General features: G+C 65.3%; 6 protein-coding genes, 1 other RNA gene and 2 pseudogenes. 4 read left to right on the top strand and 5 right to left on the bottom strand.

The genetic code is table 11. The annotated features are described in order from the left end of the window. The first annotated feature begins 217 nt into the window (after positions 1-217). Together ACCQ15_RS02755 and ACCQ15_RS02760 are read left to right on the top strand one after the other, a co-directional pair. Complete coding sequence (locus ACCQ15_RS02755) at positions 218-2,395, top strand: translocation/assembly module TamB domain-containing protein (RefSeq protein WP_372381180.1); 2,178 nt, start codon at positions 218-220, stop codon at positions 2,393-2,395. Between the two features lie 93 nt (positions 2,396-2,488). Continuing rightward, the gene (locus ACCQ15_RS02760) at positions 2,489-4,939 is read left to right on the top strand and encodes a hypothetical protein (protein ID WP_372381181.1); all 2,451 of its coding nucleotides are present in this window, start codon (positions 2,489-2,491) and stop codon (positions 4,937-4,939) included. Positions 4,940-5,359: 420 nt separating this feature from the next. Here the strand turns inward: ACCQ15_RS02760 and ACCQ15_RS02765 are convergent, their stop codons facing one another. Next, complete coding sequence (locus ACCQ15_RS02765; protein WP_372381182.1) at positions 5,360-6,280, bottom strand: SMP-30/gluconolactonase/LRE family protein; 921 nt, start codon at positions 6,278-6,280, stop codon at positions 5,360-5,362. Beyond that, positions 6,280-6,798 (bottom strand): cupin domain-containing protein, encoded by a 519-nt coding sequence (locus tag ACCQ15_RS02770; RefSeq protein ID WP_008577083.1) that lies wholly within the window; start codon positions 6,796-6,798, stop codon positions 6,280-6,282. The genes ACCQ15_RS02765 and ACCQ15_RS02770 overlap by 1 nt, the downstream gene beginning before the upstream one ends. 162 nt (positions 6,799-6,960) lie before the next feature. On the opposite strand from ACCQ15_RS02770, the gene glnE reads away from it, so the two are divergent. Further along, the gene (glnE, locus tag ACCQ15_RS02775) at positions 6,961-9,786 is read left to right on the top strand and encodes a bifunctional [glutamate--ammonia ligase]-adenylyl-L-tyrosine phosphorylase/[glutamate--ammonia-ligase] adenylyltransferase (protein ID WP_372381183.1); all 2,826 of its coding nucleotides are present in this window, start codon (positions 6,961-6,963) and stop codon (positions 9,784-9,786) included. 103 nt (positions 9,787-9,889) lie between these two features. Here glnE and ACCQ15_RS02780 read toward each other — a convergent pair. Then, positions 9,890-10,273 (bottom strand): annotated as a pseudogene (locus tag ACCQ15_RS02780) (VUT family protein); the annotation flags it as partial. A 648-nt stretch (positions 10,274-10,921) separates the two neighbouring features. Continuing rightward, positions 10,922-10,996: non-coding RNA, sX9 sRNA (locus tag ACCQ15_RS02785), on the bottom strand. Positions 10,997-11,395: 399 nt separating this feature from the next. Here ACCQ15_RS02785 and xopB point away from each other — a divergent pair. Continuing rightward, complete coding sequence (gene xopB / locus ACCQ15_RS02790) at positions 11,396-12,943, top strand: XopB/HopD1 family type III secretion system effector (protein ID WP_372381184.1); 1,548 nt, start codon at positions 11,396-11,398, stop codon at positions 12,941-12,943. 201 nt (positions 12,944-13,144) lie between these two features. Here the strand turns inward: xopB and ACCQ15_RS02795 are convergent. Then, positions 13,145-13,309 (bottom strand): annotated as a pseudogene (locus ACCQ15_RS02795) (VUT family protein); the annotation flags it as partial. Positions 13,310-13,511 lie beyond the last annotated feature (202 nt).

Genomic DNA, 13,511 nt, shown 5'->3' on the forward strand with positions numbered 1-13,511 from the left:
ATGTCGTGCGCAGCAATGAAGTTCGAGAAGCGTTAAACGCCGGGATTGCGCGATTGCTGCGGTTCAGCGCATCGCCGGCGCAGCACCGGTCACCGGCCGCGCGCCAACTTCCAGGCTCGCCGCCGATTCCCGATTCCCGCAACGGCACCAGCCTCGTTCACGCGTCGCGGTCAGCGCAACCGGGATAGTGGCGGCAGACTCTTTCCTGCCTGTGCCCATGCCCTCACTTCGCGACCGCTTCCAGCGCTGGCCACGGCCGTGGCGTCGTGCAGTGGGCGTGGTGTTGGCGCTGTACGCGCTGTATCTGCTGGCCGGCAACCTGTATCTCAATACCCCGCTGTTCGACGCCAGCACCAATCGGCAGCCGCACAAGTTCACCATGCAGACCGGCCCGGCACTGACGCTGTTCCCGGGCGAGGTCATCGCCTGGAACGTGCGCATGCGCGGGCAGGCCAACCGCACCGTGTACGTCTTCCACGCCGACCGCGCACATGCGCGTATTGCACTGCTGGCCTTGTTTCGGCGCGAAGTGCGCCTGCCGTGGCTGCATGCCACCGGCGTGAGCGCGGAAGTGGAAACTTCCGATACGCCGATTCCGCCACCGCCGCGGGGCAACCAGGGCTGGACGTTGCGCTTTGATGCAATCACCAGCAACAGCATTCGCAGTGCCCGCCTGGGCAAATTGCTGATTGCCGGACAAGGGCACGGCAAGGTCGGTTTCCTGAAGCAACTCAAGGGCGGGCCGTCGGAACTGTTTCCTTCCGAAGCGGGCTTTACCGACGCGGTGGTCAGCTACGACGGAGTGCAGGTGTTCAACGGTGCGCAGCTGGATGCGCGGTTCCAGTTTCCACGCCATTACCGCGACCAGGCGCCGGGCTTGCGCAAGCTCGGCATCACCGCCGCACGGCTACAGCTCAAAGCCAATTCCGTGGCGCTGAAGATCGACACCGGCGCGCCGCATGTGGACATCGGCAGCGGACCATCGGCCGCGCGCGTGGAGGCCGATATCCGCCTGGCCAGCGGCGCGCTGCAGCCGGGCAGCCGTGCGGTGTGGCGGCTGCCATTGCTTGCGGGCGTTGGCGCCACCGACCGCGGCATGCTCGCGCTGCAACTGGACGTGGCGCAGGACATCCGCGTGCAGGCGCGGCTGCCGCGCGATGAGAAGACCGGCAGCGAGCTGCACGCCGATCTGCGCATCGCCGGGCGCAACGTTCCGTTCGAACGGCCGGCGCAGCTGTTGCCGCGCCTGTCGGGGCAGGTGCGTGGGCGCTGGAAGTTCGAATCGTTGAACTGGATCGCCGAGCTGTTCGTGCGCAAGCCGTGGTTCCAGCTGGAAGGCGGCGGTCTGGTCGAAGCGGACCTGCGCCTTGCACAGGGCCGGTTGAGTGCCGGCAGCACGCTGGACATTCCGCGCGTGGAGGCCGTGGCGCAGGTATTCGACACGCGCCTGGCCGGCGTGGCCAAGGCGCACGGGCGCATCGACGATGCCGCCACCCCGCAGGCGCATCTGGATGTCAGCATTCCCACCTTCAAGGCGGCGCCGCGCGATGCGCCCAAACAGCTCCTGCTGGACGGCCGCGATCTGCAACTGGCCATGCATGGCGATGCCGAGCTGGCCCGCCTGAGCGACACGCTCAAGGCGCAGCTGCGTTTCAGCGATGCGCGTGTGCCCGATCTCACCGCCTACAACCGCTATCTGCCGGGCAATAACGTGCGCCTGCTCGGCGGCAGCGGCAGCCTGACCGGCGATGTGGCGCTCAATGCCTCCGGCGATGTCGGTAACGGGCATGCGCACCTGCGCGGGCAGGGCGCGCACCTGGCGTTGGCTGGCGTGCAGATGCGCGGTGATGCCGAGTTGCAGGCAACGCTGCAGCGCGCCGACTTCAAGAACAAGTTCTTCGACCTCAGTGGCACACGCATACGCCTGCGCAACATGCGCGTGGGCGACGACGGCAAAGACGCCGATTGGTGGGGCGAGTTGCAAGTGGGTGCCGGTACCATCCAGGCCGAGGCACCGTTCCAGGTGGATGCCGAGGCAGCCCTTCGCATGCGCGATATCGCACCACTGCTCTCGGTGTTCGCCCAGCGCGCCGACTATCCGCGCTGGGTGCTGGGTCTGCTGGATTCGGGCGAAGTGGATGCGACCGGCCGGCTGCGTTGGCGCAAGCAGCAGCTGCTGATCGACGACCTGCATGCGGAAAACGCGCGCCTGTCGCTGCGTGCGCGGCTGGCCTTGAACGATGCGCAGCGGCGCGGCGATCTGTATCTGCGCTGGGGTGTGCTGGGTGCCGGCATCGAACTCGATGGCAAGCAGCGGCAGTGGCATCTGGCAGGTGCGCGCCAGTGGTATGACGCGCAGCCCGCACTGTTGCCGGCGGTCTCCAAAACCAAGTGATGCGGCCGCTGGCGTGAGCGTGCTGCGCCCTGCTCACGGCTGGCTTGGCACACTGTGCCCAGCCGCGTGCGCGGTTTCCAGGAGCCTGCCGTCATGACGATGCCTGTTCGCGCCCGCTGGCGCGCCTTGCCACGCTTACTGCGATGGCCGCTATCGGCACTGATTGCGCTGTACGCAAGCTATTTGCTGCTGGGCAACCTATTGCTCAACACGCCGCTTGGCCCGGCTGCGCTGAATCGCTCGCCCGACAAGTTCACGATGCACTGGGGCCCGGCGCTGACCTGGTGGCCGGGGCGTGTGGTGCTGTGGGATGTCGACCTGCAAGGCCATTCGGCACGCACGCACTGGAATGTCAGCGCGCAGCGGATGAGTGGGCAGATTCGGCTGCTGCCATTGCTGCACCGCCAGCTGCTGGTGCCGCAGTTGCATGTGCGCGGTGTGCGTGGCGGTATGCAGGCTGCAGCCGCAACGCCCGGGACGGGGGCGATGCAATCCCCTGCGGCGGCGCAAGCGACGCGTGCTGCTGTTGCTGCGGCGAAGGGGGCCGCGGATACGCCGGCCGCTTTAGCAAACGAGCGGGCGCCCACAGCAACGGCCAATGCCGAACACTCGGCGACGACGCAGACGCCCGCGCAGGATCTGCGCGTGACGATTGCAACGGCCACGACGGACGCGAAGCCCGGAATGCCTATCACCAGCACACCGCAATCAGCCAGGCGCGCCGACACGCAAGCCGGTACACCCGCCTCGCCAACCGCCTGGACCCTGCAATTGGACCGCATCGTTGCCGAGCAGGTGCAGGCCGTGTCGCTGCGTCAGCTGCACATCGAAGGGCAGGGCCAACTGCAACTGGGCCTGTTCAAACAACTGCGTGGCGGGCCGATGGAAATCTTCCCCTCCCATGCAGTGTTCGAATCGGCGCGTGTGCGGTGGGGGCAGGACGAAGTGATGCGCAATGGGCAGCTGCGTATCGACGCCAGCATCGCACGGCATGCACCGGATCAGGCAAGCGGACTGGCGGTGCTGCAACTCACCGATGCGCTGATCGCCGTGCATGGCGACACCGCAGCGCTGGATGTCACCCGTCATGCGCAGGGCCGGCACACGCTGGCGACCCGTGCCGGCAAGGGGCGTGCAGATGGCGAGCTGCGCTGGATACGTGGCGCGTTGCAGCCCGGGAGCCAGCTGCAATGGCGCGCGCCGCTGCACGACAGCACGCGCGCGCCGGCCGCATTGCTGGGCGAATTGACGGCGCAGTTACAGGTCGACCAGGACATGCGGCTCAAGGTCAGCATGCCCGAGCCGGCCGATGCCGGGCTGACGCTGGACGCCGACCTGCGCGTGCAAGGCAGGCAACTGCCGGTGCAATCCATGCGCAGCCTGTTGCCGCGCACGTCCGGGCATGCGCGGCTGCATTGGCAGCTGTCTTCGTTGCGCTGGATTGCTGCGCTGTTTCCGGATGTGGATTGGCTGACCCTGGAGGGCGAGGGCCTGGTCGATGCCGATCTGCGGATCGATCGCGGCCAGCTTGCTGCCGGCAGCCGCCTGCAGGTGCCGCACGTGCACGCGCAGGTGGGCGTGATGGGGCATGCGATCACGGGACAGGCCAGTGCAGATCTGCGCGTGGACGCCGATGCCAGTGGACAGTTGCTGCCGGCGCTTGCACTGCAGATGCAGCAGTTTTCGATCGCGCATACCGACGCACCCGCGCGCCCGTTCGTGCAAGGCCGCGATCTGCGCCTGGATCTGCGCACACGCGCCGATGCGCGCAACCTGAGCAGCCTGCGCGATGCCACGCGCGCGCATCTGGTCTTCGCCAATGCCCGCGTGCCGGATCTGCGTGCCTACAACCGCTATCTGCCGCAGCAGCAACTGCGCTTTGACGGCGGTAACGGCGTGCTCAGCGGCGATCTGCAGATCGAGCCGGGTGGGCGCATCGGCAAGGGCGGTGTGCGCATCGGGGCGCGTGCAGCGCGGCTGCAGTTCGCCGGCCTGGCGTTGCGCGGCGATGTGGATGCGGATCTGCGCCTGCAGCGCGGCGATCTACGCGCCGAACAGTTCAGTCTCGATGCCAGCAGCATCCAGCTGCGCAATGTCGGATTCACCGGCCCGGATGGACAACACCGCGATGGCTGGTGGGCGCGCATCGTGCTGGACGATGCGCGCATGCAATGGCGACAACCGGTGGGCGTGGATGGGCGTGTGCGCATCCAGGTGCGCGATCTGGCATTTCTGGTGGCGCTGTATGCACGCGACCGCTCGATTCCGAACTGGATGCTCCGGCTGGTGGATGCAGGCCAGGCGCAGCTGACCGCACGCGCGCACTGGCAAGGCGACACGGTCATCGTCGATCGCTTGCAGGCGCGCAACGAACGCTTTCAGGTCGATGCGCGCCTGCGCCTGCAGGGCAATCAACGTCGCGGCAGTCTGCTGGCCCGCTGGGGATTGCTGAGCGCGGCAGTGGGCTTGCGCGGCGACACGCCCGAATGGCATCTGCGAGGTGCGCCGGAGTGGTATCGCGCGCAACCTGACCTGTTGCGCTGACGCCTGCATCGCGCGCGCAGGCGTGAAGAAAAAACACCAGTTCTGTACTGCCTGGTATTGTTTTGCAGTGCAGCGTGCAAGTCCGATTCGGGGCGCGCACTATGATCCTGCATCCCGACGTGGGGGAGGGAGCAAAGCCCGCTGGCAGTTCGCTGCAAGCGGGCTTTTTTATGCCTGCAGGTTGCCGGGTCAAGCGCCAATCCGCGCGAGATTCGTTGCAAATGAAGGCAGCACCTCATGCCGTGGCTGCCGCCTGCGCGCATCGCGGCGAGCAGGCTTGCATGGCGTGGCGCTGCGCCCAAAACCTGGCGAGCGATCATGCTGCTGGATGTGCACGGCGTGCGTGCAACCGTTCGTACGCGTGATCCCTGCCATCGCGGGCAGCGGCCGCGTCCGCCTGGCGGTTTTCGTTAACCGTTCTTATTGCTGCAACTCCAGCAGCCACAGCGTGCTGCCGCCAGTGATGAACAATCGTTTTTGCTCCAGGTCGAAGCTGCAGTTGGACGCCGTGGCCGGTGTCGGCACCAGCCCGAGGTATTGGCCATCGGTGTCGAAGACGCACACGCCCGCGCCGGAGCTGCTCCATAGCCAGCCCTGGCGGTCCACGCAAAAGCCATCCGGCAGGCCGTCCGGCACCACCGCGAAGCGGCGCCGGTTGTGCAATGCGCCATCGCGCCAGTCGAAGGCGGTGATCTCCGGCGAGGTCGGGCCACCTTCGGGCGTCTGCGAGACGTACAGCACGCGTTCGTCGGGGGAGAACGCCAGCCCGTTGGGGTGATCCAGGCCGACCATGCACTGCAGGGCACCGCCATCGGGCGGCAGCCGGTAGACGCCGTGATGGTCCAGCTCCTGTGGGCCCGGGCAGCCCTGGCTGGGCTTGAGCAGCCCGAACGGCGGGTCGGTGAACCAGATCGCGCCGTCGTGCGCCACGATCAGATCGTTCGGCGAATTGAGCCGTTTGCCCTCGAACCGCCCGACCACCAGATGCTCCCGGCCATCGACATCGCTACGGGTGATCGCGCGGCGCCCGTGTTCGCAGTGCACCAGTCGCTGTTGCGCATCCACCGCATTGCCATTGGTGAAGGCGGTGGCATCCAGCAGCACGTCCACCGCGCCGTCCTCGCGCCAGCCAAGCACGCGGCGGCCGACCACATCGCTCCAGACCAGCGTGCGCTGCGCCTCCCACCAGGCTGGCCCCTCGCTCCAGGTCGCCTGGTCGTAGAGGGTCAGCAGGCGCGCGTTGCCCAGGCGCGCCGCCAGCCCGGCGTGGCGCGTGGCGGGGGGCGGGCACTCGGCCGGCCGGGCGGCGCCGGGCGCGCGCAGGCGGCAGTGGCGGTCCATCAGCGCGGCGCCGGATGGCCGAACGGATGCGCGGTGGCCGCGCCCGGCGATTGCGCAAACTGCACCATCATCTGCAGGCAAGGTTCATCGCCCAACTGGCCGGAGCGATGGCCGCGCTGATCGGTGGTGCCCTGGTCCTGGCCGAAATGGATGTCGCCAGGACCCATTTCCACGCGTGTGCCATCGCCGGTTTCGATGAACCAGCGGCCACGCAACGGAATCACCCATTGCGGGTGCGGGCTCTCATGCCAGTCGCCGACCCAGCCTACCGGCAGCACCGCGAACTGGATGCCGAGCACCTCGCCGGGAAACGGTCGCAACCACTGCGGTGCGGCACCGCCACCCACGCTCTTGCGACCGAAGCCGGGCAGCTGCGAGGCGTTGAGGCAGCTGTTGCCATCCGGCCCGGTCCATAGATGCAGAAAGGGCAGGCTGGGCGGCAGCGCAGGATCGTTGCCATCGGTCTGGAGCGGAATCTGCGAGGGCAGCAAGTGAGCAGGCAAGGTGGTGGGCGACATGGCGGGACCTCGTGCGAAAGCCGCAGTGCAGCATGGCTGTCGTCAGGGCTGCGTAAGCGAGATGTTCAAGGCGGCGAAATGCTGCACGCCCTGTTGCAGTCGCCCTGGGGGATGTCGCGCATGCGTGTACTCCCCGCGTGGCGGGGATGCCAAAATCCGGTCATGCCGATGCCGACCGTTTCCATGTCTCCTGCGCTCACCGCCCTGATCGAGCGGGCCGTGGCGCGTGTCCGTCAATCATTGCCTGCCGAGCAGGCGTGGCCGGGCGGCGGGTTCGATCGGCAGCTTGCGCAGGTCGCACTGGCCAGCGAGTTCGCGCTCGATACCTTGGCGCGGCAACCGGCGTTGCTGCAGCACCTGGCCCAACCCGATCCGCCGCCACTGCCACTGCCGCAGCTGGATCCGGCCCAGCCACCGCTGTGGCCTGCGCAATTGCGACGCTATCGCAGCGCCGAGTCCATGCGCCTGGTCTGGCGCGATGTGCTCGGTCTGGACAGCGTCGAAGCCACCCTGGCCGGCGCCACCCGGCTGGCCGAGCACTGCCTGCAATGCGGCCTGCAAGCGCTGGAGCAGCAGTTCCACACCCGCCACGGCAAGGTCGTTGCTGCAGACGGCAGCGTGCAGCGCCTGGTGGTGTTCGGGCTGGGCAAGCTGGGCGGTGGCGAGCTGAATTTTTCCTCGGACGTGGATCTGGTGTACGCCTATCCGCAGGGCGGCCAATCCGATGGCGCGCGTCCATTGGCAGCAGAAGAGTATTTCGCGCGATTGGGCCAGCAGCTGGCCAGGTTGCTGGACGAAACCACGGCCGACGGCTTCAGCCATCGCGTGGATCTGCGCCTGCGTCCATTCGGCACCGCCGGCCGCGTGGCGTTGTCGTTCGCCGGCATGGACCAGTATTTCCAGCGCGAAGGTCGCGATTGGGAGCGCTATGCCTGGCTCAAGGCGCGCGCGGTGGCTGGCGATATCGACGCCGGCGAAGCCTGGCTGGAAACGCTGCGCCCCTTCGTCTACCGGCGGTATCTGGACTTCACCGCACTGGATGGCTTGCGCGAAATGAAGGCCGCCATCACCGCCGAAGTGGCGCGGCACGATCGTCTGGACGACATCAAGCGCGGGCCCGGCGGGATTCGCGAAATCGAGTTCCTGGCCCAATCGCTGCAGCTGATTCGTGGTGGACGCGAACCGAGTCTGCGCGAACGCCGGCTGCTGCCCGCGCTCCAGGCGCTGGTGGCCGCAGGCCAGATCGACCAGGAGAACGGCCAGGCGCTGTCGACGGCGTATCGTTTTCTACGCCGGCTGGAAAATCGCCTGCAGATGTTGCGCGATGCGCAGACCCACGTATTGCCGCAGGCGCCGCTGGATCGCGAGCGCATTGCGTTGGGCCTTGGGTATGCGGATTGGTCGGCATTGCTGGACGCGCTGGCACCGCAGCGCACACGCGTGGCCGCGGAATTCGCCGAACTGCTGGCCCCGCGCGTGCGCGCCACCGCACCGGACGCGCTTGCCGATTACTGGCGCGCGCTGCCGGAAGGCGATGCTGCGCCGTTGGCGGGGATTGGCTTGCACGATCCCGATGGCGCGCATCAGGCGCTGGCCGATTTCGCGCAGTCTTCCGGCGTGCGCGCGCTGTCCGATAGCGCGCGTGCGCGGCTGGATCGGGTGATGCCGGCACTGCTGCACGCGGCCACCCGCGCCAGCCAGTCGGATGCGGCAGTGCGTCGCATGCTCGGCCTGCTGCAGGCCACCTTGCGCCGCACCAGCTATCTGGCGTTGCTCGACGAGCAACCCAGCGCGCTTGCCCGCCTGGTCGATGTGCTCTCGCGCAGCGCGCTGCTGGCCGAGCGGCTGGCGGCGTATCCGTTGCTGCTGGACGAATTGCTCGACACCCGCATCAGCGGCCCGCTACCGGATCGCGCAGCGTTGCACGCGGCCTGCGCCGAGACCTTGCAGATCGACGACACCGAAGCGGCGCTGCGTGAACTCAACGAGCGCCGGCTTGCACTGAGCTTCCGTATTGCGCTGGCCACGCTGGATGGCCGCCAGCAGGCGGTGGAGAGCACCCGGCAACTGGCCTGGCTTGCCGAAGCGGTCGTGCAGACCGTGCTGCACCTGGCGCGCAGCGACATGCTGGCCGCGCACGGACACGTGCCCGGCGGCAGCTTCGCCATTGTCGGCTACGGCAGTCTTGGCGGGCTGGAGCTGGGATTCGGATCGGATCTGGATCTGGTGTTTCTGTACGATCATCCGCCCGAGGTGGACGCCTCCGACGGCAAGCGCCCGCTGGAAGCCGGGCGCTGGTTTGCGCGGCTTGCGCAGAAAGTGATGGCATTGCTGGCTGCCGAGACCGGCGCCGGCCGGCTGTACGACATCGATGTGCGACTGCGCCCGGATGGCGGCAAGGGCGCACTGGTGTCCTCGCTGGCCAGTTACCGCGACTACCAGCGCGATCGCGCCTGGACCTGGGAGCATCAGGCCCTGGTGCGTGCACGCGCGGTGGCCGGCGACGCGGCGCTTTGCGACGCGTTTGCCCGCGTGCGTCGCGACACGCTGATGCGGGTGCGCGACACCGCGCAGTTGCACGAAGACGTGCGCAAGATGCGGGCGCGCATGCGCGCCGAACTGGATCGCAGCGATGCCGGCCGGCTGGATCTCAAGCAGGGCGCTGGCGGCCTGGTGGATCTGGAATTCGTGCTGCAGGCCGGCGTGCTCGGGCTGGCAGCGCAGCAGCCGCAGCTGCTGGACGCCTGCGACACGCCAGCGTTGATCGACGCACTGGCGCGCACGCACTGGCTCCCGGACGAGAGCGGCGCACCACTGCATCAGGCGCACGCAACGCTGGTCGATGCCGGCCTGAGCTGCACGCTGGACCGCCGCCCACGCCTGCTCGCACCGACGCCGGCCATCCAGCAGGCGCGCGGCATCATCTTCAACGCAGCACGTGGGCAGGGCCTGACGTTTCCGCTGGGCAAGGATGAAACAGCGCTGTAAGGGCCCTGGTGAGTGCGCCGCTTTCGATGCAGCTGCGGCAAACGGCGGCAACGGTGCCTGGCTGTCCTGGCGGAAAGCCCCGCATCCATGCGCGTCATGCGTTCTACCGACGCGGCGCACTCCGCCACAGCAGGGCGCGAAACGGGCCGAGCAGGAACACGCCCATGCCCAGTTTTACCGCCAGATCGCCTGCGGCCCAGCTGACCCACGGCAGGCTCGCGCCGGCAAACGCAATGCTCCAGAAGATGGTGGTATCCAGGGTGGCGCTGCAGGTGGTGGCCACGATCGGCGCGCGCCACCAGCTGCCGTCGCGCAGGCGGTCGAACACGCTGATGTCCAGCAATTGCGCGGCGATGAAAGCGCTGCACGAGGCCACCGCGATGCGGGGCGTCGCCAGCCAGATCGACAGCAGCACCGCCAGCGCGAACCCGCACCAGGCAACGTGGCGCGCAGCGCGTGGACCGAAGCGGCGGTTGATCAGGTTGCTGAACCTAGGTCAGGGCGTGAAGCTTAGGTCGCGCTACGCCTGGGCGAAATATGCGCTGGCCTTGCGCATATTCCACCGACGTGCCCCAGCTCGCGCACTTCGCATTCCAGCGCTTTCAGCCGTGTCTGCTCGCCCGTCGTCAGCCGTCAGCCGTCAGCCGTCAGCCGTCAGCCGTCAGCCGTCAGCCCCTGACGCTGCCGGCATCACGCTCGGCTTGACGCACCCAGTTGTACAGCGGCTGCGACGGACAGCCAATTTTCCCGGGAATCGATTCGATTGCCCATCGCGAGCTGACTTTACTTGGTGCTCCCGCACCAGCCGAACCGCCCACTCTTGCGCTTCCGAGGAATACTTCGTCTTGCTCATGGCCCTATCTTCTCAAGAGTTGAGCCTTCCGACTTGCCGGGGCTGGGTCACCCCGCAATGCTTCGCCGTCCCGACCATGACTTCGGTAAAACCACGAAATTCAGAGAGCTCTGCGCCAAACTTTCTTCTCACTGCAGGGGATCAACATAAGGCTATGTATTTCAAAGCCCCCGTGCAGGCTCACCTGGACATTATGTGGCTCATGTCACGGGGCAGATTGATCAGGCCATCTTTAGAAAAAAATTCTCAAACAGGTTTCGAGGTCTCACCAACACCAAATGCGGCTAATACAACGTAGACAGCGATCATCAGATGGTTGCGGGCGGCGAGCAAAACCGGATTTCACGAGTGGAAGATGCCGACCCGATCACCAACCGCGCTCTCCTAACGGCCGCGCAGGAGTTTTGTTAGTCGCTGTAAAGATCCTGACTTTCAAGTAATTCATAAAAAGGGTAGGAAGACATGAAGGCAGAGTTCGCACGATCCCATTCACTTTCGTCACTCGAGCACATACGTCACCCCGAATCTGGTATGGGCAACGACTGTGATCTAGAAGCTGGCGAACGGCCCAGCCATAGCGTCTTCCGTCAGTCCGGAGATAGCAGATTGCCTAACACCAGGCCCCCCCGGCGACGCGGCATGAGCAGCGGGTCTACTAGCCCCAGGTCCACTGGGCAAGGCTCCGGTCATACTGATAACAGCGGATTAGAAACTCCGCTACTGATCTCGTTAACAGGCTTCCAAAAGCCCAGGCATATGGGATTGGTGCGCCGGGAGTCGGGCCGACTTGTTTCTGCCGATCCGGTGGTGCACGCGCTGCTATCTTTCGCGCAGCTTGACCAGCCATTTCCATCGCAGGTCGCGAGCACTGACGGTGTCCGACTAGAGTTGGTGTCGCGTCGAGACCCGGAGAAAGCGCTTGAGGAGTTCAAGGACGCATTCACGGTTGAGACGGCGCAATTGATGCCTGCCGCCGACTCGTCAGAGCGGACAGCTGAGAAAATCGATGCTGACATTCATATCCCCTTATTGCTTAAGGCGATTGAACGTGGCTCCGCAGCATTTGGCCCAAGCGCTTTGATCGAGATGGCAGACGGCCGCCAGATCAGCGCGAAAGCATTCCTCGCCTCGTGTGCCCCAGATGTCATGTCCAATGACGATGTCCTGTCGACGTTCATCAACCAGAAACTCAAAGGGGACGAGGACCTCCAGGTTCGTCTGGGTGCACAGGAATTGCTACATGTTGCGACCAAGAAAGAGTTTCAGCTCGGCGGCTTGGCTGGTAGTATTGGTGTCAGCAGCATACTCGGCTCCGCATGGGAGCTCGGCGCTTCGGAACTGTTGAAAAAAGCCATCTTCGGGAAAAATTTCTCGTCCAGTCAGTATGCTCTGCAATTGGCCGGAATCGATTCAGTGCCGCCTTTGCTAATCGAGACCATGGACACCATGTGTGTGCTTGCAATCATCAAGGGTATGAAGGGTGAGGACTGGTCCATGCGCGACCTGCTCCCCAAGGCAATGAAAGCCGGTGCCATCTCCTCAATTGTGTCATTCCCCAATAACGTCTTGCAGTACACAGGCTTTAAATCAGGATTAGGTGATCTTGCGGCCAATATGGCGACAACCGAAGCGGCCATCTTTGGCGCCGCCTCTGGCATTCCACCCGAAGTCAAGGAAAGCGAAGAGACGATGCGTGCTGGATTGTTCCAGAGCATTAAGGACGGTGTCTTGGCGTGCCCCAGCGAGAAGATGGGCCCGGAAGAGGCGATTGAGCAAATGGCACGTCATGCGCTCGATGTTGCCCCCGGCGAGAGCACCGCCGTCAAGTCTATGGGGCTGGCATCCATTGTCGGGATGATCCCGCTGATCGCCGGCAGCAAAGCCACAGGATTACTCTCGGAAAAAGTGCTGCGTATCTTCCGGAGCACCGTCTTTAATCCGATTGAAGCCATCGCTTTGAATGCACTGGCGCTTGGAGGACGCATTCATGTTCCTGGGCTATTTGAATCAGACAATGCTAAGCACGCGCGGGTCGTGCAAACCATTCTGGCGCGAGCAAGCGAGCAAATGGAAAGCGGGGCACGGGAAATTACTGCAGAAGAATTGCATCAGATTTTGGCTCCCAGGAGTGAGTTCCTTCGCCATGTAGGAACCGCAATTGTCAAGGGCATGAATGCAAGCTTCGAAGTCCTTCCCGCGCTGGCCCGTAAACTTGGATACGGCGAAACTCCCTTGAACAAACGTATTCCGTATCAGGATCTGGCGGTGTCTAATACTTCGCACCAACCCGCGCCTGAGCCGTAATCGACGTAATATCCCGGGTAGCAATCAGTGGTCGGGGACATGGGGTACATCCCTCCTGTCGACTCTCCACAATTCAATGCCAGCTAGAATTAGGGGTCTGCGGTCGATGTATTGAGGGTCGGCAGGGATTCGTATTGATACTCTCTCTGACAGAGAGTTAGCTCACTTTTGGCTGTTGTTTACACGATCCCTGCCGACCCTCAGGAACGCCAGCGGGTAGGAGAACGCGCCCCAGGTCAGCCAGTCGTTGATCGGGTATTGCACCAGGATGTTGGACAGCAGGACCGCTGCGCCCATTGCCAGCACCGCCCAGAGCGATGCATGGGCGGTGAGCGGGGCGAACACAGGTGTCGAGGCAGGGCGCATGGCGACACGGTTGATTGGGCGCGCAATTATCGCTTCGACGGCAGAGCTGGACCAGCGCAGCGATACGCGCCTCGACCACGGCGCCGCTGCGCGAAGACCCCTTCCCGTATCGCGCAGCCGCCTGGCGCCGGACCGTGCCTGTATCGGCGGCGGCGGCGACGCTCGGCTGCACCGTCGGCATGCGATGTGCGCAGCGGGGCAA

The sequence above is a fragment of the Xanthomonas sp. NCPPB 1754 genome, from assembly GCF_041475725.2.
GTDB lineage: Bacteria > Pseudomonadota > Gammaproteobacteria > Xanthomonadales > Xanthomonadaceae > Xanthomonas > Xanthomonas euvesicatoria.

Excerpts from the sequence above, each read along its gene's own strand:
- ACCQ15_RS02755 (WP_372381180.1), top strand. The coding sequence starts at position 218 with ATGCCCTCACTTCGCGACCGCTTCCAGCGCTGGCCACGGCCGTGGCGT.
- ACCQ15_RS02760 (WP_372381181.1), top strand. The coding sequence starts at position 2,489 with ATGACGATGCCTGTTCGCGCCCGCTGGCGCGCCTTGCCACGCTTACTG.
- ACCQ15_RS02765 (WP_372381182.1), bottom strand. The coding sequence starts at position 6,280 with ATGGACCGCCACTGCCGCCTGCGCGCGCCCGGCGCCGCCCGGCCGGCC.
- ACCQ15_RS02770 (WP_008577083.1), bottom strand. The coding sequence starts at position 6,798 with ATGTCGCCCACCACCTTGCCTGCTCACTTGCTGCCCTCGCAGATTCCG.
- glnE (WP_372381183.1), top strand. The coding sequence starts at position 6,961 with ATGCCGATGCCGACCGTTTCCATGTCTCCTGCGCTCACCGCCCTGATC.
- xopB (WP_372381184.1), top strand. The coding sequence starts at position 11,396 with ATGGGATTGGTGCGCCGGGAGTCGGGCCGACTTGTTTCTGCCGATCCG.